The organism is Roseivivax lentus (genome assembly GCF_900156805.1).
Classification (GTDB): Bacteria; Pseudomonadota; Alphaproteobacteria; order Rhodobacterales; family Rhodobacteraceae; genus Roseivivax; species Roseivivax lentus.
Genome location: NZ_FTOQ01000001.1, coordinates 475,558 through 495,535 on the forward strand (window position 1 = coordinate 475,558; position 19,978 = coordinate 495,535).

24 protein-coding genes and 1 tRNA gene are annotated in these 19,978 nt (G+C 69.4%); 12 read left to right on the forward strand and 13 right to left on the reverse strand.

Annotation, left to right across the window (positions count from 1 at the left end; all coding sequences use genetic code 11):
• Window positions 1-27: 27 nt before the first annotated feature.
• The gene (locus BW990_RS02240) at window positions 28-645 is read right to left on the reverse strand and encodes a LysE family translocator (RefSeq protein WP_076444553.1); all 618 of its coding nucleotides are present in this window, start codon (window positions 643-645) and stop codon (window positions 28-30) included.
• Window positions 646-958: 313 nt separating this feature from the next.
• Here BW990_RS02240 and BW990_RS02245 point away from each other — a divergent pair, with 313 nt between their 5' ends.
• The 6 genes from BW990_RS02245 (at window position 959) to truB (ending at window position 6,239) form a co-directional block, all read left to right on the forward strand.
• Window positions 959-1,747, forward strand: a complete 789-nt coding sequence (locus BW990_RS02245; protein ID WP_076444555.1) for an exodeoxyribonuclease III — start codon at window positions 959-961, stop codon at window positions 1,745-1,747.
• 312 nt (window positions 1,748-2,059) lie between these two features.
• A complete protein-coding gene (trxA, locus tag BW990_RS02250; RefSeq protein ID WP_076444557.1) occupies window positions 2,060-2,971 on the forward strand; it encodes a thioredoxin in 912 nt (303 codons plus the stop codon).
• 27 nt (window positions 2,972-2,998) lie between these two features.
• A complete protein-coding gene (locus tag BW990_RS02255; RefSeq protein ID WP_076444559.1) occupies window positions 2,999-3,649 on the forward strand; it encodes an LON peptidase substrate-binding domain-containing protein in 651 nt (216 codons plus the stop codon).
• Window positions 3,646-3,846, forward strand: a complete 201-nt coding sequence (locus tag BW990_RS02260) for a Trm112 family protein (protein WP_076444561.1) — start codon at window positions 3,646-3,648, stop codon at window positions 3,844-3,846. The genes BW990_RS02255 and BW990_RS02260 overlap by 4 nt, the downstream gene beginning before the upstream one ends.
• A gap of 38 nt (window positions 3,847-3,884) precedes the next feature.
• Window positions 3,885-5,276, forward strand: a complete 1,392-nt coding sequence (locus BW990_RS02265) for an MATE family efflux transporter (protein ID WP_076444563.1) — start codon at window positions 3,885-3,887, stop codon at window positions 5,274-5,276.
• 51 nt (window positions 5,277-5,327) lie between these two features.
• Window positions 5,328-6,239 (forward strand): tRNA pseudouridine(55) synthase TruB, encoded by a 912-nt coding sequence (gene truB / locus BW990_RS02270; RefSeq protein WP_076444565.1) that lies wholly within the window; start codon window positions 5,328-5,330, stop codon window positions 6,237-6,239.
• A 130-nt stretch (window positions 6,240-6,369) separates the two neighbouring features.
• Here truB and BW990_RS02275 read toward each other — a convergent pair whose 3' ends face one another.
• The 7 genes from BW990_RS02275 to BW990_RS02305 form a co-directional block, all read right to left on the reverse strand.
• Complete coding sequence (locus BW990_RS02275; protein WP_234990135.1) at window positions 6,370-7,029, reverse strand: RluA family pseudouridine synthase; 660 nt, start codon at window positions 7,027-7,029, stop codon at window positions 6,370-6,372.
• Window positions 7,022-7,918 (reverse strand): homocysteine S-methyltransferase family protein, encoded by an 897-nt coding sequence (locus BW990_RS02280; RefSeq protein WP_076444569.1) that lies wholly within the window; start codon window positions 7,916-7,918, stop codon window positions 7,022-7,024. Before BW990_RS02280 ends, BW990_RS02275 begins: the two co-directional genes overlap by 8 nt.
• A gap of 42 nt (window positions 7,919-7,960) precedes the next feature.
• Entirely contained in the window at window positions 7,961-8,584 is a 624-nt protein-coding gene (locus BW990_RS02285; RefSeq protein WP_234990136.1) for a LysE family translocator, read from the reverse strand.
• Entirely contained in the window at window positions 8,581-8,952 is a 372-nt protein-coding gene (locus BW990_RS02290) for a GFA family protein (RefSeq protein ID WP_076444571.1), read from the reverse strand. The genes BW990_RS02285 and BW990_RS02290 overlap by 4 nt, the downstream gene beginning before the upstream one ends.
• 14 nt (window positions 8,953-8,966) lie before the next feature.
• Window positions 8,967-9,578 (reverse strand): LysE family translocator, encoded by a 612-nt coding sequence (locus BW990_RS02295; RefSeq protein WP_076444573.1) that lies wholly within the window; start codon window positions 9,576-9,578, stop codon window positions 8,967-8,969.
• The gene (locus tag BW990_RS02300) at window positions 9,575-10,033 is read right to left on the reverse strand and encodes a GAF domain-containing protein (RefSeq protein ID WP_076444575.1); all 459 of its coding nucleotides are present in this window, start codon (window positions 10,031-10,033) and stop codon (window positions 9,575-9,577) included. The genes BW990_RS02295 and BW990_RS02300 overlap by 4 nt, the downstream gene beginning before the upstream one ends.
• Before the next feature lie 65 nt (window positions 10,034-10,098).
• On the reverse strand, window positions 10,099-10,542 hold the full coding sequence (locus tag BW990_RS02305; RefSeq protein WP_083950457.1) for an Lrp/AsnC family transcriptional regulator: 444 nt from the start codon (window positions 10,540-10,542) through the stop codon (window positions 10,099-10,101).
• Between the two features lie 82 nt (window positions 10,543-10,624).
• Here BW990_RS02305 and BW990_RS02310 point away from each other — a divergent pair, with 82 nt between their 5' ends.
• Together BW990_RS02310 and BW990_RS02315 are read left to right on the forward strand one after the other, a co-directional pair.
• Window positions 10,625-11,242, forward strand: coding sequence for a LysE family translocator (locus BW990_RS02310; protein ID WP_076445122.1), 618 nt, complete (start codon window positions 10,625-10,627; stop codon window positions 11,240-11,242).
• A gap of 76 nt (window positions 11,243-11,318) precedes the next feature.
• On the forward strand, window positions 11,319-12,281 hold the full coding sequence (locus tag BW990_RS02315; RefSeq protein WP_076444579.1) for an acetyl-CoA carboxylase carboxyltransferase subunit alpha: 963 nt from the start codon (window positions 11,319-11,321) through the stop codon (window positions 12,279-12,281).
• A 193-nt stretch (window positions 12,282-12,474) separates the two neighbouring features.
• Here BW990_RS02315 and BW990_RS02320 read toward each other — a convergent pair whose 3' ends face one another.
• The 3 genes from BW990_RS02320 to BW990_RS02330 are packed head-to-tail and all read right to left on the reverse strand — an operon-like array spanning window position 12,475 to window position 15,080.
• On the reverse strand, window positions 12,475-13,680 hold the full coding sequence (locus BW990_RS02320; RefSeq protein WP_076444581.1) for a cation:proton antiporter: 1,206 nt from the start codon (window positions 13,678-13,680) through the stop codon (window positions 12,475-12,477).
• Window position 13,681: 1 nt separating this feature from the next.
• Complete coding sequence (locus BW990_RS02325; RefSeq protein ID WP_076444583.1) at window positions 13,682-14,356, reverse strand: GntR family transcriptional regulator; 675 nt, start codon at window positions 14,354-14,356, stop codon at window positions 13,682-13,684.
• Window positions 14,357-14,387: 31 nt separating this feature from the next.
• Complete coding sequence (locus BW990_RS02330) at window positions 14,388-15,080, reverse strand: M48 family metallopeptidase (RefSeq protein ID WP_076444585.1); 693 nt, start codon at window positions 15,078-15,080, stop codon at window positions 14,388-14,390.
• A gap of 117 nt (window positions 15,081-15,197) precedes the next feature.
• Between BW990_RS02330 and BW990_RS02335 the strand changes: the two genes are divergently transcribed.
• From BW990_RS02335 to BW990_RS02345, 3 genes are all read left to right on the forward strand, one after another.
• Entirely contained in the window at window positions 15,198-15,521 is a 324-nt protein-coding gene (locus tag BW990_RS02335) for a TIGR02300 family protein (RefSeq protein ID WP_076444587.1), read from the forward strand.
• A 101-nt stretch (window positions 15,522-15,622) separates the two neighbouring features.
• A tRNA-Ala gene (locus BW990_RS02340) sits at window positions 15,623-15,698 on the forward strand.
• Window positions 15,699-15,916: 218 nt separating this feature from the next.
• A complete protein-coding gene (locus BW990_RS02345; protein WP_076444589.1) occupies window positions 15,917-18,382 on the forward strand; it encodes a mechanosensitive ion channel domain-containing protein in 2,466 nt (821 codons plus the stop codon).
• 65 nt (window positions 18,383-18,447) lie between these two features.
• Here the strand turns inward: BW990_RS02345 and BW990_RS22430 are convergent, their stop codons facing one another.
• Both BW990_RS22430 and BW990_RS22435 read right to left on the reverse strand, forming a co-directional pair.
• The gene (locus BW990_RS22430; protein ID WP_268794320.1) at window positions 18,448-18,801 is read right to left on the reverse strand and encodes a dienelactone hydrolase family protein; all 354 of its coding nucleotides are present in this window, start codon (window positions 18,799-18,801) and stop codon (window positions 18,448-18,450) included.
• Window positions 18,798-19,199: a dienelactone hydrolase family protein gene (locus BW990_RS22435; protein ID WP_268794321.1), complete on the reverse strand. Its 402-nt coding sequence runs from the start codon at window positions 19,197-19,199 to the stop codon at window positions 18,798-18,800. The genes BW990_RS22430 and BW990_RS22435 overlap by 4 nt, the downstream gene beginning before the upstream one ends.
• 216 nt (window positions 19,200-19,415) lie before the next feature.
• Here BW990_RS22435 and BW990_RS02355 point away from each other — a divergent pair, with 216 nt between their 5' ends.
• Window positions 19,416-19,949, forward strand: a complete 534-nt coding sequence (locus tag BW990_RS02355) for a DUF1643 domain-containing protein (protein WP_076444591.1) — start codon at window positions 19,416-19,418, stop codon at window positions 19,947-19,949.
• Window positions 19,950-19,978 lie beyond the last annotated feature (29 nt).

The window sequence follows — 19,978 nt, forward strand, 5'->3', positions numbered from 1 at the left end:
CTCAGGTAGCGCTTGCCGCGCCGGAAGTCACCCGGCCCGTTCCAGCGCCAGACGTCCCGCAAGCGCGGCAAAGAGCGCCGCGAAGGAGCGGTTGAGCCAGCGCATGACCGCCGCACTGCCCAGAAGCCGGTCCCGCGCCGCCGCGGCCATCAGCCCGTAGCCCACGAAGACGACGAAGGTCAGCCCCATGAAGATCGCGCCCAGGAACGTCATCTCCAGCGTCGCGGTCGCCGGATTGCCCGACAGGAAGGGCGGCAGCAGCGCCAGGAAGAACACCGACAGCTTCGGGTTCAGGATGTTGATCAGCGCCCCGCGCCGGGCGATGCGCGCTCCGGGCTCGGCCCGCTTCTCGGCGCTGACGGAAAGCGCGCCGCCCGCGCCCAGCGATTGCCAGGCGAGCCAGAGCAGGTAGGCGACGCCCGCCCATTTCACCAAGGTGAACAGGACCGCGCTTGTATGCAGCACCGCGGCCAGGCCCAGCGTCGCCGCGGCCAGATGCGGCACGATGCCGAAGGTGCAGCCCAGCGCCGCCCAGAGCGCCGCGCGCCGTCCCTGTCCGAGCGAGATCGCAAGCGTGTAGAGAACGCCGGTGCCCGGGGCGATGACGACGACGAAGGCGGTGACGAGGAACTGGATCGAGATCATGCCGCGCAGTAGCGCGTCTCCGGGCCGCCCTGTCAACGCCGAACGCGCCCGGGTCGGCCGCTACCGCTTACCGCTAATACCCGGTCCGCCGGGCCGGGCGCTCCGTTCCTGTCACGATCGGACCGGAAATACTCCGGGAGCGCGAGGGCAGCGCCCTCGCCGGCCGCAGCGCGGCCGCCCCGGCGCGCCCGCGGCGTTTCGCCCCCCCCCCCGGCAGGTGCGCCCGCCCAAACCGGCCCGCGCCGCACCCTTGCGCCTCCGCCGCCGATGCGCGACAGGAATGCCGATTCCCATGCCCAGCCGGAGACAAGCCATGTCCTTCACGCTCGCCACCTGGAACATCAACTCCGTGCGCCTGCGCGAAGGCCTCGTGGCGCGCCTCCTGTCCGAGGAGGGCCCCGACATCCTCTGCCTGCAGGAATGCAAGAGCCCGGTGGAGAAGATCCCCACCGAGACCTTCGCGGATCTCGGATATCCCCACATGATCGCCCGCGGCCAGAAGGGCTATAACGGCGTCGCGATCCTGTCGAAGCTGCCCATCGAGGATGCGGGCGACAAGGATTTCGCCGCCCTCGGCCATGCGCGGCATGTCGCCGGGCGGCTCGAGAACGGCGTGACCATCCACAATTTCTACGTGCCCGCGGGCGGCGACAAGCCCGACCGGGAGGTGAACGAGAAATTCGGCCAGAAGCTCGATTACCTCACGGAAATGCGCGACTGGTTCCATGCGGAGCGGCCCGAAAAATCGGTGCTGGTGGGCGACCTGAACATCGCCCCGCGCGAAGACGACGTCTGGTCGCACAAGCAGCTCCTGAAGGTCGTCTCGCATACCCCGGTCGAGGTGGAGCATCTGGGCGCCGCGCAGGACGCCGGCGGCTGGGTCGATGTCACCCGCGCCGATATCCCCGACGGGCCGCTTTATTCCTGGTGGTCCTACCGCTCGCCCGACTGGGACGCCGCCGACAAGGGCCGACGGCTCGATCACGTCTGGGCGACGCCCGATATCGCCAATGCCGCCCATGGCAGCCGGGTGCTGCGCCATGTCCGCGGCTGGGAGCAGCCCTCCGATCACGCCCCGGTCTTCGCGACCTTCGATCTCTGAGCGGGCAAGGCCGCGTCCCGCGGCCTGCGAGAGACGCTGTCTCTCGCGCTCTCTGGAGGTATTTTCGGTCCGATCGTGAGGGGCGGCGTGGCGCATGCGCATCCGCGTGGGACACGTGGATGTCGGCCGTCGCGGGTCTCGGTCCCGCCCGGCTCCCCGCGCCGGTCACGGGCCTCGGATCGCCCCATTCCTCCGCGAACATGCCCCGACGGCGCGCCCTGCGCCCTTGCATCACGGGTTCGTGCGCGCCATCTAACCTCCAAACTGCACAGCGATGCAGACCGACCCGGACATTTGCAGACGGAGCCCGCCATGATCGAGCTTGGACAAGCCACCCCGAACGACGCCGACATCATCAAGGATGTCGCCGAACAGGACTTCATGAAGGACGTGATCGAGGCCAGCCAGGAGGTCCCGGTGATCGTGGATTTCTGGGCGCCCTGGTGCGGGCCCTGCAAGACCCTGGGTCCGCAGCTCGAGGCGGCGGTCCGCGCCCAGAAGGGCGCGGTGAAGATGGCCAAGGTCAATGTCGACGAGGCGCAGGCCATCGCGGGCCAGCTTCGCATACAGTCCATTCCGACGGTCTATGCCTTTCACAAGGGCCAGCCCGTCGATGGCTTCCAGGGCGCGGTGCCCGAAAGCCAGGTGAAGCAATTCGTCGAGCAGCTGGCCAAGATGGGCGGCGGCGACACGTCGGGCGGCCTCGATGACGCCGTGGCCGCGGCGGAAGAGATGCTCGAGGCCGGACAGCCCGAGGATGCCGCGCAGATCTTCCAGGCCATCCTCGGCGAGGAACCCGCGCATGCCGGCGCCTATGGCGGGCTGGTGCGCGCGACGCTCGCCACGGGCGACGTGGACCAGGCCGAGGCGGTGCTGAACGGCGCGCCCGCCGAGATTTCCGACGCGCCCGAGCTCGAGGCCGCGCGCGCCCAGATCGCCCTCGCGCGGCAGGCCGAGAAGGCCGGCCCCATCGCCGACCTGGAGGCCAAGGTGGCCGCCGACCCCGCCGACCCGCAGGCGCGTTTCGACCTCGCCCAGGCGCTTTTCGCGGGCGGGCGCACCGAGGAGGCCGTGGACCAGCTTCTGGAGCTGTTCCGCCGCGACCGCGAATGGAACGAGGCCGCCGCGAAACAGCAGCTTTTCACCATTTTCGACGCGCTGAAGCCGAACGATCCCATCGTTCTGAACGGGCGGCGGAAACTCAGCTCGATGATATTTGCCTGAGACCGGGAAGGGGCTAGCTGGACGCATATGGCACGGTACAAAGACCTCCCCGACACGATCCCGATCTTTCCGCTTCCCGGTGCGCTGCTGCTGCCGCGGGCGCATCTGCCGCTGCATCTCTTCGAGCCGCGCTATCTGCAGATGTTCGACGACACGCTGAAGACCGAGACGCGGCTCATCGGCATGGTGCAGCCCAATCCCAACCCGGGCAACAGCGCCGCGCTGCACAAGATCGGCTGCGCGGGGCGGATCACCCAGTTCTCCGAGACCGAGGACGGGCGCTACATGATCACCCTGACCGGGCTGTCGCGCTTCCGGCTGGAGGGGGAGGAGGACGGCTTCACGCCCTATCGCCGGGCCCGCGTCAGCTGGGCGGGGTTCGAGGCGGATCGCAACGGGCGCTCCGAACACGACCACGATTTCGACCGCGCCGCCTTCCTCGCCATCCTCAACCGCTTCTTCGCGGCGCGGGATCTCTCCGCCGACTGGTCGTCGCTGAAAGAGGCGGATGACGAATTGCTCATCAACTCGCTGTCCATGCTGCTCGATTTCGAACCCGAGGAGAAGCAGGCCCTTCTGGAGGCGCCGTCGCTCTCGACCCGGCGCGAGACGCTGGTGACGCTCTTGGAATACGCGCTGCGCTCGGGCGGGGCCGACGGCGAGGACGTGATGCAATGACCGAACATTCGCCCGAGACCCCGTTCGACCGCCGCATGCTGGAGGCGCTGGTCTGCCCCGAGACCCAGTCGGTCCTGTCCTACGATTCGGACCGCCAGGAACTTGTCAGCAAGCGCGCCGGTCTCGCCTATCCGATCCGCGACGGCATCCCGGTCATGCTCATCTCCGAAGCGCGCGTGGTGGACGACGCGGGCTAGACCGCTAGTTCCCGTCCATTGCGGACAGGAGCGGATGCGTGGCGGGCAAACTCGATCTCAACGACAAGTCGGTGCCGCGGGCGCTGTGGCAGGTCTCTGCCCCGATGGCCATCGGCATTCTCGGCGTCCTGTCGGTGGGCCTGGCTGACAGCTACTTCCTGGCCCGCGCGGGCGAGGACGAGCTGGCCGCGATCGGCTTCATCTACCCGGTGATCGTGGCGATCACCTCGCTCTCCATCGGGCTCTCGGCGGGCACCAGCGCGGTGGTCAGCCAGGCGCTCGGTGCCAATGGCGGGGATGACAGCGCCAGCGCGCGGCTCGCGCTGCACGCGCTGATCGTCGCGGCCTCTGCGGCGACTCTGGTGGCAGGCCTGCTCTATGTCGCGGCGTCGTGGCTTTTCGGGCTGATGGGCGCCGAGGGCGCGGTGCTCGACGGCATCCTCGCCTACATGCCCTGGTGGTGCGCGGGCTTTCCCTTCATCGTCGCGGGCCAGTCCCTGAACGCGGTGTTCCGCGCCGGGGGCGAGGCGCGCATCGCCGCCAGCGTGATGATGAGCCAGGCAATCATCAACATCGTGCTCGATCCGATCCTCATCTTCGGGTTCGGCCCGGTCCCGGCCCTGGGCATCGAGGGCGCGGGCATCGCGACGGCCACGGCCAGGATCCTGGCCTTCCTCGGCTGTCTCGCCTTCGCGATCCGCACCGCGCGGCTCGACATCTCCAACTGCTCGCTCACCGGGTTCGGCACCTCGGCCTGGCGCATCGTCAAGGTGGGCGGCCCGGCCTCGCTGTCGAACGCGATCAACCCCGCGGGCATGGCCGCGGTCACCGCCGCGGTGGCGATCATCGGCGCCAGCGCGGTCGGCGGCTTCGGCGCGGCGACGCGGGTGCAGAACCTGCTCTTCGTGCCAATGCTGGCGCTCTCGGCGGGCATCGGCCCGGTGGTGGGCCAGGCCTGGGGCGCGGGCGACAAGGCCAGGGCGCGCGAAACCGTGCGGCTGACCTTCCTGCTCTGCCTGGGCTACGGCATCGCCGTCTCGGCGCTCCTGTGGCTCACCGCGGGGCCCATCGCGCGGGTGATGACCAACGGCCTCCAGGCGGTGCCCTATGCCGAGCAATATCTCCGCTGGGTCTCCGTCAGCTTCTTCGGCTACGGCATCCTGGTGACCGCCAACGCCGCGATGAATGCCCGCGAGAAGCCGCTCTTCTCGCTTTCGCTCAGCCTCGGGCGGATCGGGTTGCTCTATGTGCCGCTGGCCTGGGTCGGGGCCTATACGCTGGGCTATTCCGGCATCCTCGCCGCGGCGGTGGCGGCCAATCTCGGCGCGGTGCTGGGCGCGATCGTGCTCTGCCGGCGCACCGGCGTTCTGGGCGCGCTCGGCCTCGGCGGGGCTGTCCGCGCGGCCGGCGCGGCTGTCCCGCCGAATTGACAGCCCGCGCGCACTCGCCTATCTGCCGCGCCTCTGAGGCAAGGAGGATGCATGGGACGTGCACGCAAGGGTCGGGACGTGTCGGGCTGGCTGGTGGTCGACAAGCCCGCGGGGCTGAGCTCGACCGCGGTGGTCAACAAGGTGCGCTGGGCGCTCTCGGCGAAGAAGGCGGGACATGCGGGCACGCTCGACCCGGAAGCGACGGGCGTTCTGGCCGTGGCGCTGGGCGAGGCGACGAAGACCGTGCCCTACATCACCGATGCGCTGAAGGCCTACCGCTTCACCATCCGGCTCGGACAGGCCACCAATACCGACGATGCCGAGGGCGAGGTAATCGCGACCTCCGAGCAGCGCCCGTCGGATGCCGAGATCAAGGAGGCGCTGCAGGGCTTCGTCGGCGAGATCATGCAGGTTCCGCCGCAATATTCCGCCGTGAAGATCGACGGCGAACGCGCATATAAACGCGCCCGCGACGGCGAGACGATGGAGATCGCCGCCCGCCCGCTCTGGGTCGAGGAACTCGTGATGACCGAGCGCGAGGATGCCGATCACGTCACCCTCGAGATGGTCTGCGGCAAGGGCGGCTACGTGCGTGCCATTGCCCGCGATCTCGGCGCGGCGCTGGGCTGTCACGCCCATGTGCGCGAGCTTCGCCGCCTCTGGTCCGGCCCCTTCGACGTCGAGGACGCGATCACCCTCGACGAGATCGACCGCCTCGCCAAGGATCCGGCCCTCGACGACCGCCTGCTGCCCGTTGCGGCGGGCCTCGCCGATCTGCCGGAACTGCGCTGCGGCGCGGGCGAGGCCAACCGCATCCGCAACGGCAATCCCGGCGCGGTGGCGGTGTCGGGCCTCGAATACGGCGCGGAATGCTGGGCCTCCTGCGACGGCGAACCGGTGGCGGTCGGCCGCTACCGCGCGGGCGAGTTCCACCCCGACCGGGTCTTCGTCGCGGCCTCGTAAGACCCCGCGCGTCCCACGTCCGGGACGGCGCGCCACGCCCCCCTCACGGCCGGACCGGAAATACCTCCGGAGAGCGCGAGAGGCTGGCCTCTCGCAGGCCGCGGCACGCGGCCTTCCCCCGCCTTGCGCCTCAGAAGGGCGGCCTCGCACGGAACTGCATGCCGCGCCCGCCATCGGGATGGCGCAGACGCAGCTCCTCCGCATGCAGCATCATGCGCGGATAGGCACCCGCATGCTCGGGCGCATACAGCGGATCGCCCAGGATCGGATGGCCCAGCGCCAGCATGTGCACCCTGAGCTGGTGCGACCGGCCGGTTTTCGGGAAAAGCCGCACCCGCGTCTCGTCGTCGCCGGCCTTCATCACCCGCCAGCCGGTCAGCGCGGGCTTGCCCGCCGCGTGATCGACCTTCTGCAGGGGGCGGTTCGGCCAGTCGACGATGAGCGGCAGGTCGATCTCGCCGGTCTTCTCGGCGATGCGCCCCGCGACCCGCGCCACGTAGGTCTTCTTCATCTGCCGCTTTTCGAATTGCAGCCCGAGATGGCGCTGCGCATGGGGCGTCAGCGCGAAGACCATGACGCCCGACGTGTCCCGGTCGAGCCGGTGCACCAGGAGCACCTCCGGAAAGGCCGTCGCGAGCCGCGCGATCAGGCAATCGGCCAGTGCTTCGCCCTTGCCGGGCACCGACAGGAGCCCCGCGGGCTTGTCGACCACGAGGATCTCGTGATCGGCATGCAGGACGGGGATGTCGCCTTCGGGCGGGTCGTATGCCGTGCCCGGACTGTCAGACAATCTCGTGCCCCGCATTGCGCAGCCGCTCGGCGATGGCGGCGATATGCTCCGGGCCCGTCTCGCAGCAGCCGCCGACGATGGTCGCGCCCTGCTTCACCCAGTCCATGGCGAAGCCCGCATAGCGCTGCGGCCCCATGTCCCGGCGCGCGGACAGCGAGTCGACCGTGGCCTCGGGATCGAGGAAATCGCTGGTGATCTGCGCGAAGGCATTGGCATAGGCCCCGAGGCGCAGACCGGACGGCGCCGCCGCCGCGAGCGCGGGGCCCATCGCCTCGGGCGCCGAGCAGTTGATCAGCAGCGCGTCGCAGCGCCCGGCCGCGGCCAGTGCGGCGGCTTCGGCCACGGGCTCGCCCGACCGCAGGCGCGTGCCGTCCTTGTCGTCGACCGTCAGGCCGATCCAGACCGGCTTCGAGGTCTCCTCGGCCGCCGCGAGGGCCGCGCGCAGCGTGTCGAGGGTCGCCAGCGTCTCGAAGGCGATGATATCGACCTCGGGCGCCATCTGGCGCACGATCCCGGAATAGACCGCGACGGCCTTCTCCATGCCGGGGAACATGTCTGTGCGGTAGGAGCCGCCGAGCGGCCCGATGCAGCCCGCGATCCGGCCCTTGCCATGGGCCTCGCGCGCCGATTGTGCCTCGGCGAGGGCGGCGGCGCGGAACGTGTCGATCTTGTCCAGAAGACCCGCCCGTTCCAGCCGGTCGGGCAGCAGCGCGTAGGTGTTCGCCATCGCGACCGTCGCGCCCGCGTCGAAGAAGGCGGTATGGACCTGCTCCACCAGTCCGGGGCGGTCGATCATCACCTGGGTCGCCCACAAGGGCGTGGGCTTGTCGCCGGAGCGCTTGATCAGCTCCTGGCCCATGCCGCCATCGAGCAGCGTTATCTTGGCCATGAATGCCCCCTCATCTGAAGGCCCCCACCGGGGGGCCATGTGTCATCCCCATGCCAACCTAACCGCCAAAGCGCCGAAGACCAGCGCCGCGATCCGGTTCATCGCCCGGCCATGCCGCCGGAGCGGCGCCGACAGCGCCCCCGCCATCGCGCCGTACCCGGCGGTGATGACGAAGCCGGTGACCAGGAACAGCGCGCCGAGCGTGAGGATCTGGCTCCAGACCGGGCCGCGCGACGGGTCGGCGAATTGCGGCAGGAAGGCCAGCACGAACAGCGCCACCTTGGGGTTGAGCAGGTTGGTGAGAAAGCCGCGCCGGAAAGCCGGGCCAAGCCGCGCGCTGCCGCCCGTCTCCGGCGCGGCAGGCGGCGCGCGCCAGGTCTGCACCGCCAGATAGAGAAGGTAGGCCGCGCCGAGCCAGCGGATCGCCTCGAAGGCGCCCGGGCTCGCCGCCAGCGCCGCGGCCAGTCCGAAGGCGGTGGCGCAGATATGGGCCGTGGCCCCCGCGGTGATCCCCGCCGCCGCGGCGACACCCGCCCGCGGCCCGCCCCGCGCGCCCGAGGCCATCGCGAACATCACGTCGGCGCCCGGCGTCAGGTTCAGAAGGATGCCCGCGCCGAGAAAGCTCAGCAGCGTCGGCCAGTCGGGCAGGGCGAAAAGATCGGTCACGGGCTGAGCGGCACGTCGTCCGGCAGATCGTAGTAGTCGCCCCGGCTGTCGGTGAAGATGTGCTTGACGATGCGCATGCCCGTCGCCCCGTCGATGGCGCCCATGGCGAAGCTCATCGTGTCCTCGTCATGCGCCTTCCAGAACAGGAACGACCCGCAGCGCGGGCAGAAGCCGCGCGTGGCGCTGTCGCTGGCGGCGAACCAGCGCGGCGCGCCGGTGATGGTGATATCGCTTTCGGGCACGTAGGACGACGACCACAGATGCCCCGACATCTTGCGGCATTGCGAACAATGACAGACCGCGGCCCCCTTGGGCGTGCCCGCGACGGTGAAGGTGATGTCGCCGCAACAGCAGCTTCCGGTCAGCATGGGCGGGGTCCTTTCTACGCGAAAATGGTGGCGGCGAGCGCCAGACCATAGAACACGAAACAGGCCGCAAGGCCACTCCGGACCCGCCGGTCGGCCACCGCGCTCAGCGCCGCCCGGCCCAGCGCCGCGCCCAGCGCGGTATAGCCCGCATAGCTCATGGCGGTGATGCTGAGCGCGGTGGGCACGATCACCCCCATCTGCTCCGGGATCGGGACGCCGGGATCGACGAATTGCGAGAAGGCGGCGAGATAGCCCGCGACGCTCTTGGGGTTGATCGTGGCGACCGCGAAGGCCCGCAGGTAGATCGACCCGGGCGCCGCCGCGACATGGCCCAGGGGCTGGCCCGCGCGCCGCCAGCCCCTTATGCCGAGCCAGATCAGCACCGCCGCACCGGCGATCTTCGCCGCGAGGAAACCCGCGGGCGCCGCGGTCAGCAGCGCGGTGATCCCCAGCGCCGACAGGAAGAGGAACAGGAGCGATTGCGTCAGGATCGCCAATACGCCCCAGAGCGACCGCCAGAAGCCGTGCGTCATGCCGTTCTGGATGCAATTGACCGCGTTCGGCCCGGGCGAGGTGACGAAGAGAACCCAGAAGCCCGCGAAGACCAGCCAGGCCTGTCCGCTCACGCGGCGTGCTCGAAGCTGCGCGCGAGGATGCCCGCCAGCGCGTCCGCATCGGCGCGGTCGAAGGCGGCGGGCCGGTCGCTGTCGATATCGAGGACGCCCAGCAGCACGCCCGCGCCGTTCCGGACCGGCAGCACGATCTCGGACCGGGTCGAGGAGGCGCAGGCGATGTGGCCGGGGAAGGCGTCCACGTCATCCACGATCTGCACCTCGCCGCTGCGCGCCGCCGCACCGCAGACCCCGCGCGAGAACGGGATGACGAGGCAGCCATGCCCGCCCTGATAGGGCCCGATCTTCAGCATCTCGGGCCCGGTGACGCGGTAGAAGCCGGTCCAGTCGAACCGGTCGTCGGCGTGATGCAATTCGCACGCGATGGTGGCCATCAGGGCGATCGCGTCGGTCTCGCCCTCGGTCAGGGCGGCGATGGTCTTGGCGAGCTCGTCGTAATCTGCGCGCATGTCGGGGCTCCTTCATCTCGCCCGCGGCAATAATCCGGGGCTGCGGCGGGACGCAAGCCGCGCGGTTATCCCCGCTCATCCTTGGGAGAGCCCATCACGACGTAGGAGGTGATCGCGTGCACCTGCGGCAACGTGCCCAGAACATCGGTATGGAAGGTCTTGTAGGCGGCCAGATCCGCCGCCTCGACGCGCAGAAGGTACTCCACGGCCCCGGTGATGTTGTGGCATTCGCGGACCTCGGGGGCGCGGGCGATGGCGCGCTCGAACGCGAGCTGGCTCGCCTTGGTGTGGGAGTTCAGCGCCACGGTGACATAGGCGATGAACCCGGCGCCCATCTTCTCGGGCGACAGCACCGCGCGGTAGCCGGTGATCACGCCGCAGCGCTCAAGCGCCGCCACCCGGCGCAGGCAGGCCGAGGGCGACAGGCCCACGCGTTCGGCGAGGGCAAGGTTGCTTAGCCGCCCGTCGCGGGACAGCTCTTGCAATATCTTGCGGTTGATATCGTCCATGACGCTCATAAATTGCGAATTAATCGTCAAGGCGGCTGAAATTGCAATTACATCGCGGGATGATTGCGAATTAATGCGCCGCATGACACCAGAACTCTTCACCGCGCTCGTGGCCTTCGCCTTCGTCACCGTCATGACGCCGGGGCCCAACAATTTCTTGCTCATGGCCTCGGGGGCGAATTTCGGCTTCCGGCGCACGCTGCCGCACATGGCGGGGGTGGGGCTCGGCTTTCCGGCGATGTGTTTCTGCGTCGGGCTCGGGGTGATGCGGCTCTTCGATCTGTGGCCGCCCGCCTACGGCATCCTGACGGTGCTGTCGGTGGCCTACATGCTCTATCTCGCCTGGAAGATCGCCAATGCCGCCCCGCCCGAGGCGGATCGCACCGATACCGCCGAGGCAGCCGGTCGGAAGGGCACGCCGCTGTCGTTCCTGCAGGCCGCCGCCTTCCAGTGGGTAAACCCGAAGGCCTGGTCGATGGCGCTGTCGGCGATCACGCTCTACGCGCCGGGCAAGTCCCTGGGCGCGGTGGTGTGGGTGGTGGGGGCCTACGTGGCCTGCTCGATGGTGTCGACCACCAGCTGGACGGTGGTGGGCACCGCGCTCCGGCGCTTTCTGCAGGACCCGCGGCGGCTGCGATTGTTCAACTGGACAATGGCGGGGCTGCTCGTGGCGTCGCTGATCCCGGTGATCCTCAACTGAGGCGAACTGGACCGGTTCTGTTGCAACCGGCGCCGCCGGACGGCATATAACGCCAAGTCAACAGGCAGGGGCGCAGATGACCCATTATCTCGACTTCGAAAAACCGCTCGCCGAAATCGAGGGCAAGGCGGAAGAGCTGCGCGCGATGGCCCGCAGCAACGAAGAGATGGATATCGAGGCCGAGGCGCGCGCGCTCGACAAGAAGGCCGCCGGGATGCTGCGCGATCTCTACGGCAAGCTGACGCCCTGGCGGAAATGCCAGGTCGCCCGGCACCCGATGCGCCCGCATTGCCGCGATTACATCGACGCGCTCTTCACCGAATATACCCCGCTCGCGGGCGACCGCGCCTTCGGCGAGGACGACGCGGTGATGGGCGGGCTCGCGCGGTTCCAAGACCGCGCGGTCGTGGTGATCGGCCACGAGAAGGGCCACGACACCAAGTCGCGCCTGACGCATAATTTCGGCATGGCCCGGCCCGAGGGCTACCGCAAGGCGATCCGGCTGATGGACATGGCCGACCGCTTCGGCCTGCCGGTCATCACGCTTGTCGACACGCCCGGCGCCTATCCCGGCAAGGGCGCCGAGGAGCGCGGCCAGTCCGAAGCCATCGCGCGCGCCACCGAGAAATGCCTGCAGATCGGCGTGCCGCTTCTGTCGGTGATCATCGGCGAAGGCGGATCGGGCGGGGCCGTGGCCTTCGCCACCGCCAACCGCGTCGCCATGCTGGAGCATTCGGTCTATTCGGTGATCTCGCCCGAGGGCTGCGCCTCGATCCTGTGGAAGGATGCCGAGAAGATGCGCGAGGCCGCCGAGGCGCTGCGCCTGACCGCGCAGGACCTGCACAAGCTCGGTGTCTGCGACCGGGTGATCCCCGAGCCGCTGGGCGGGGCGCATCGCGACACCGAGGCGACCATCGCCGCGGTGGGCGAGGCGATCACCGCCATGCTGGGCGAGATGAACGAGATCGAGCCCAAGGGCTACGTGGCCGCGCGGCGCAAGAAATTCCTCAATATTGGCTCCAAGGGTCTGGCGGCCTGAGCGCGCGCCGGCCCCTGGCCGGACCGGGGCGCCGGGCACCGGCCTGATCCGGCGGTCGCACGGGGCTTGCAGCCCCGCGCGGCATGATATCTCGAAAACGGCCCCGGGCCGTTTCCTCGGGCTTTCTGCGTTTATCCGGAAAGATGAAGCCGCAAGGTGGCGCGGTCTTTCGCGCACGGGCACCGCCCGCCCGTCACTCCTGCGGGGCGGGGGAGGGGGCGCCGGGCGGCACAGCGCCCGCGCGGCGCAGCGCGACCGCGGTGAAGATCGGCCCGGCCAGCTCGAACAGCACCGTGGTGCCGATGGTCAGGCTCAGGATCGCCTCGCCATGGCCGGGCAGGCGCTCGGCGGCGATGAGGGCCATGCCCACCGCGACGCCCGCCTGCGGCAGCAGCGCCATCCCGATCCAGCGGCGTTCGACCGCCGGCAGCCCGCCCGCCAGCCCGCCGATCCAGCCGCCGAGCGCCCGCGCGCCGATCCGCAACGCCACGAAGCCCGCGCCCAGAAGGCCGAGCTCCGCCAGGCTCGCCACTTCCAGCGTGGCGCCCGCCAGCAGGAAGAACAGGATCAGGAAGGGCCACTCGATATGCTCGATCTCGTGGAAGGCGCGGTCGTGATGCGTCGCGCGGTTCACGATCACCGCACCCACGGTCATGCCCGCCAGCAGGAAGGACAGATCGAGCCAGAGCGCGAGCCCCGCCACGAGAAAGACGAGGCCCAGCGCCTCGGTCTGCAACGGCTCGCCGGGGCTGAGCCGCCCGGTCAGATGCGCCGCGGGCAGACCGATGGCGAGGCCCAGCGCGACGGAGCCGACGATCTCGTGGCCCGCCGCCAGAAGGCCCGCCGCGCCCTGTCCGTTCGCCGGGCCGTCGGTCAGCATCTGGGCGCCGACCATCGCCAGCGCGAAGACGATCATGCCCCAGGCGTCGTCGATGGCGACAATGCCCTCCACGGTCTCGGCGAAGGGCCCCGTCGCGCCGCTTTCCTGCAGCACCGCGCGGGTCGTGGCGGGCGCCGTGGCGCAGGCGATCGCCCCCATCAGAAGCGCCATCGCGACCGGCGCGCCCAGCGCCCAGAGGCCCAGCGTCACCAGCGCCTGCGTGACCAGCACGATCGCCACGGAGACCCATAGGATCGCCCGGCCCCGCCGCCGCAGCCGGTCGAGCTGCAGCGCGCTGCCCAGAAGGAAGGCCACCATGGTCAGCGCGACGATGGAGACCGGCTCGTAAAGCGCGGCGATGCCCGGCGGGATCAGGTCGAGCCCCGGCGCGCCGATGGCGATGCCGAGGATCAGCAGGAGCGTGACGCGCGGCAGCCTCGTGCGCCGCCCGATCATGTCCGCCGCGAGGCCGGTGAGAAACAGCGCTCCGATGGCGATCAGCGCGATGCCCTGCGACATCTCAGGTCGCCAGCATCTTCAGGCCCTGCGTCACGTCCGAACGTACCGCGAGGCGCAGCGACGGCTCGTCGCCCGCCTTCAGCGCCGCCACGATCAGCCGGTGGTATTGCGGCGCCTCGGACCGGCGCAGGCGGGAATAGAGCGCGCCCATGGTCGGGCCGAGCTGCAGCCAGACGGTCTCGGCCATGGCCAGCATCGCGGGCGCCTGGGCGCGCAGATAGAGCGTGCGGTGAAATTCGAGATTGGTGCGGATATAGCCCACCGCGTCGCGATTCGAGACGACGTCGGTCATTGCGCTGTTGATGCTCTGCAGCCGCTCGATCAGCGCGATATGGGCGCGCGGCAGGGCGCGGGAGGCCAGCTCGACCTCGATCAGCGCGCGCAGAGCGGCCAGTTCCTCGATCCGGTCGGGGGAGAGTTCCGGCGTGGCGACGCGCCCCGAGGCCGACATCGACAGCGCGCCCTCGGCCACCAGCCGGTGCACGGCCTCGCGCGCGGGCGTCATGGAGACGCCGAATTCGCGCCCGATGCCGCGCAGGGTCAGCGCCACGCCCGGGGCCATCTGGCCGAACATGATCCGCGTGCGCAGGCCGCGATAGACCTTGTCATGCGCGGACGGCGCGGCCTCGGCCACGCGCGGGGCTGTCACGGGATCGGGGCGGGGCGGCGTCAACATGCGGAAAATGTGATCACGAAAGCCCCTTGCGTCAATCGCCGAAACGGTAGCGGTGCAGCTCCGCACCGTTCTCGCGCAGCCAGCGGCGCGGTCCCTGCCAATCGCCGTAAAGCGCGGTGAGCTGCCGCCAGAAGCGCTCCGAATGGTCCATATGCGCCAGATGCGCGACCTCGTGGGCGGCGACGTAGTCAAGGATCTCGGGCGGCGCGAGGATCAGCCGCCACGAATAGCTGAGCCCGCCCCGGCTGGAACACGACCCCCAGCGCGAGCGCGTGTCGCGCAGGGTGATGCGCGCATAGGGCCGCCCCAGCGCCGTGGCATAGCGGTCCGAGGCCTCCGCCAGCCGGTCGCGGGCGCGGGTCTTCAGATGCGCCTGAAGCCGCGCGGCGATGCGCGCCTCGGGCCCCGGCACCGCGATGCGGTCCGCCTCGATGCGCAGGCGGCCCGTGCCGGTGCTCTCGATCCGGCGCGCGATACCCTCGACCGGCAGGATCACGCCGGGGCCGATGGTGACCGGATCCGCGCGCCGCTCCAGATGCGCGCGCAGCCATTCCTCCTTTTCGCGCAGGAAGGCGAGGCCTTCGCGCTCGGGCACGAAACGCGGCATTGTCAGCGTCACCCGCCCGTCGATGCCCGACATGCGCAGCGAGATGCGCCGCGCCCGCGAAGAGCGGCGAAGGGTCACCGCGATGGGCGGGTTGCCATTGAGTTCGATGATGCCCATCTGGCCTCTTGTCGGAGCGCATGCGCGTACCCGGCGTCAAAGGCTTTGACACCGCCGGGACCTTATGGCAGGTGCCCCGAATTGTCCGCAAGTGTGACCAGATGGAAAGGACCTCCCATGGCCAAGGAAGAATGGGGCGTCAAAAGGCTGTGCCCGACAACGGGCAAGCGATTCTACGACATGAACCGCGATCCGATCGTCAGCCCCTATACGGGCGAGGTCGTCGTGATCGAGACCGGCAAGCGTTCGATGATCGCTGCTGACGCCGCCGACGGCGCCAGCCGCAAGGCCAAGAAGGCCGATACCGAGGAGACGGATGTCGTCGATGATGACGACGTCGATGTGGATCTCGGCGATGATGACGTGCTCGAGGATGACGACGACGATGAAAACGTCTCGCTCGACGAGATCGCGGATGTCGCGGACGACGACGACGATTGATGCGGAAGACAAAGCGGGTCGGGCATCGTTTTTTGCCTTGAACCCGCTTTGGGACTTTCGTATCTGACGCCGCACGACGCAGTCTCCGGGCTGCGCGGCACGGGGCCTTAGCTCAGCTGGGAGAGCGCTTGCATGGCATGCAAGAGGTCAGGGGTTCGATCCCCCTAGGCTCCACCAAATCCCCCCCGAGTTCCCTGGTCTGGTTCCGATAGGACGGCGCGCCCTGCGCCCGGCATCTGCGGGCCCGCACGGGTCTTGCGGGGGAACAAAACCCGCCCGGGGTTGGTTTCAGCGACAATATGCGGCAGGGATGCGCGCCCGGAACGACCCAGCAGGGGCGACGCGGCGCCCGTGTTTCGTGGCGCGAAAAAGCAAGACAAGACGAGGACAGGTAAATGGTGCGGAACGGAAATCTCCCGATTGCGGGGCTCGTGCGGATGTGCCTCGCCGGTCTTCTCGGCCTCTTTCTTTTCGTTCTGGCCCAGCCCGCGGCGGCGCAGATGCTGCCCGGCCTCGGCACGGGGAGCGGTGGCGGCGAGGCTTCCGGCGAGACGGCGGACGGGGCGGCTTCGGCGCCGCTGGAGCGCCTGCTGGAGGTGCTGCGCGACGAGCAGGCCCGCCAGACGCTGATCGAGGAGCTTGAACAGGCCGTGTCGGGCGATGGGTCCGGCTCGGGCGACGGCTCCGGCAGCGGTGAGGGCGCCGGCGACAGCGGCGGATCGGGCGAGAGCGGCGGCGAGCCCGTCGCCGATGCCGCCCAGGCGGTCGAGGCCATCGGCACGCGCATCGCCCAGTTCACGCAGGAGGTCGCGCAGGGCGCGGCCTCGGCGGTGATCGGCTTCGCCGACCGGCTGGTGCAGGGCGACACCGTTCTCGACGGTCTTTCGGGCGACGAGCTGGGCATCCTGCTCGACGCGCTGAAGAACCTCGCCATCGTCATCGCGATCACCGTCGCGGTCTACCTGTCGCTGCGCGCCGTGTTCCGCCCCGTCTTCAAGCGCGCCGGCGAGCGCGCGGCGGGCGCCAACGCGCTCCGCACGATCTTCATCTTCCTCAGCGGCATTCTGATCGATGCGGGCATCGTGATCGCGGCCTGGGGTCTGGGCTACGCCATCACGCTGCTGGCGGTGGGCGATTCGGGCCAGATCGGGTTGCGGCAGGCGCTCTATCTCAATGCGTTCCTGATGGTCGGCATGATCCGGGTCGCGATCCGCGCGATCCTGTCGCCGAGCAGTGCCACCCTGCGCCTCGTCAACGTGTCGAACCGCAGCGCGCATCGCCTGACGCGGCACATGAGCATCATCGTCTCGGTGCTCGGCTACGGCTATCTTCTGGTCGTGCCGGTGGTCGAACGCGCCGTGTCGCTGGCCGCGGGCACCGCCGTTTCGGCGATCGTGTCGATCTTCGTGCTGATCTACCTCGTCGTGCTGGTGGTCCGGCACCATGCGCCGGTCGCGGACTGGATCGCGCGGCGCCTCATGGCCAAGGACAGCCGGCCCGAAGAGGATGACGAGGTTCATGCCAGCGCCCGGCTGGGCGGCGTGCTCGGCACGCTGACGCGGACCTGGCACTGGTTCGTGCTGGCCTATCTCGCCTTCATGGTCGGGGTGGTGCTGTCGCAGTCAAACGACGTGGTGCTGACCTATGTGCTGGGCTCCGCCAAGGTCTTCGCCGCGATCCTCGGCGGATCGGTGCTGGTGGGGGCCATCGGCGGCTGGCTGCGCTCCGGCGTGGTGCTGCCCGAGACGGTCAACGAACGGCTGCCACTCCTGCAATCGCGCCTGAACCGCGTGGTGCCGAAGATCCTGATCGCGCTGCGCCTCCTGGTGGCGGCGGCGGTCGCGCTCTATGCCTTCGACACGATCGGCCTGATCGACTTCTCGGCGTGGTTCGCCACCGATTTCGGGGTCGAGGCCTCGGGCCGCGTGGTGACGACGCTGCTGATCCTGCTCGTGGCCGGGATCATCTGGCTGGCGCTCAATTCCTGGATCGACTACCGGCTCAGCCCGGATATCGGCGCGGTGCCGACCTCGCGCGAAAAGACGCTGCTGTCGCTGCTGCGCAATGCCGCGACGATCGTGCTCATCATCCTCACGCTGATGTTCGCGCTGTCGGAGATCGGCATCAATATCGGCCCGCTCCTGGCTTCCGCCGGTGTTCTCGGCCTCGCCATCGGCTTCGGTGCGCAGAAGCTCGTGCAGGACATCATCACCGGCGTCTTCATCCAGTTCGAGAACGCGATGAACGTGGGCGACGTGGTGACCGTGGGCGGCACCACCGGCGTCGTCGAGAAGCTGACAGTGCGCTCGGTGAGCCTGCGCGACCTGAACGGCACCTTCCACATCATTCCCTTCTCGTCGGTGGACATGGTGTCGAACTTCATGCGCGATTTCTCGTATTTCGTCTGCGACATGGGCATCGCCTACCGCGAGGACATCGCCGAGGCCAAGCAGGCCATGTTCGACGCCTTCGAGAAGCTGAAGGAGGACGAGGCGCAGGCCAAGGAGATCATCGGCGATCTGGAATGGTTCGGGCTCAACGCCTTCGGCGACAGCGCGATCGTGCTGCGCGCGCGGATCAAGACCGTGCCGGGCAGCCAATGGGGCGTGGGCCGGGCCTACAACGCGCTGCTGAAAGAGCTCTTCGACGAGCGCGGCATCGAGATCCCCTTCCCGCACCAGACCATCTTCTTCGGCGAGGCCAAGGACGGCCGCACCCAGGCGCTGCGGCTGGCCAATGTCACCGAAGAGGTGGAGGGCGAGGCGCACGAGATCCCCGACGCGCCCGCCACCGACAAGGAGGGCAAGAAACCCACGCAGGATGCCCCCCCGGACGAGGACGGCGCCGAGGCCGATCGCTGAGGGCCGCGACGGCACGCGCCCGGCCGGGACAATCCCGGCCGGGCAGTGGTGAGGGCGCCTGAGCCTTAGAGACGGTCGTCGAGAAACGCCATGAACCCGTCCCACGAGCCCTCGTCCGCCGCGAGGTCGTAGTCGTTCGATCCCCAGACGGTGAAGCTGTGACGCGCGCCGCCGAAGATCATCGCCTCGTGGGCGACACCCGCCGCCTGCATCGCGTCCAGCGCGGCGGCCATGTCGGCCATGCCCGAGACCGGATCGGCGGAGCCGTGAAACAGCACGATCGGCGCCGTGGTGGCGCTGTAATCCTGCCCCTCGGGCGTACCCAGCCCGGCATGGAATGCCGCGAAGCCATTGATCTCGGCGCCTGCGCGCGCGGCTTCCAGGACCGCCGCACCGCCGAAGCAATAGCCCGAAATCACGATGTTGTCGGTCGCGCCGGGGATCTTCGCGGCCTCTGCGATGGGCCCATCAGCCGCTGCCGGAACAGCGCCCGGTCCTGATACAGCGCGCCCGACAGCGCCCGGTTTTCATCGATGCTCTGGGGGTTCTCGTCGGCGCCGTAGACGTCGATGGCAAAGGCGGTGTAGCCGGCGGCGGCCAGCATCTCGGCGCGCCGCTCCTCGTAGGCGGTCATGCCGTCCCAATCATGCACGATCAGCACCGTGCCTTTGGTGGTCTCGAGGTCGCTGTTGCGCGCGACATAGCCTTCGAATTCGACGCCCCCGACGCTGTAGCGATGGTATTCACCGGTGATTTCCGCCGAGGCGAGCCCCGCCGCGGCGAGGAAGGGCAGGGTGATGAAAGCGGTACGGATCATATGAGTTCTCCCGATCGGTTCATGTACGTGGCCCATAAATAGCGTGATCCGGACCGATGCGTAGGGCGCCCGCCTTCGGGCCGCCCCGCCCCTGTCCCGACCGGACCGGAAATACCTCCGGGGAGCGCGAGGGGCTGGCCCCTCGCACCCGTCCTCACCGGACGCACCCCACGCCGGGCCCTTGCATCCAGGCCTCCGCCGCGCCAATCGGGGGCCATGATCCGCCGCAGCCATATCTCCGAAGACACCGTGTCCGAAGCCTTCTACTCGCCCTGCGAGACCTACCGCTACGGCCTCGCGCGGCGCTGGTCCGACGCCGCGCCTGTGCTCTTCGTGATGCTCAACCCCTCGACCGCCACGGAACGCGCGAACGATCCCACCATCCACCGCTGCGAAACCCGGGCGCGGGCAATGGGGGCGGGCGGGGTGCGCATCGCCAACCTCTTCGGCTACCGCGCCACCCGACCCGCCGATCTGAAACGTGCTGCCGATCCGGTCGGGCCGGAGAACGATGCGCTGCTTCTGGACTGGCACGCAGCTGCGGGCATGACCATCGCCGCCTGGGGCGTGCATGGCGCGCTTCTGGGCCGCGCGACCGCGCTCGCGCGGGCGATGGGGCCGCTCTGGCATCTGGGGCTGACGCAGGCGGGCCATCCCCGCCATCCGCTCTACGTGCCCTATGCCCGCGCGCCCGAAATCTGGCAGCCGGAGGCCCGCTATGCGCCAGTTCCGGCGGCAAGCTCTCCTTAACCATCTAGACCGGGAGTTTTTGCATCGGG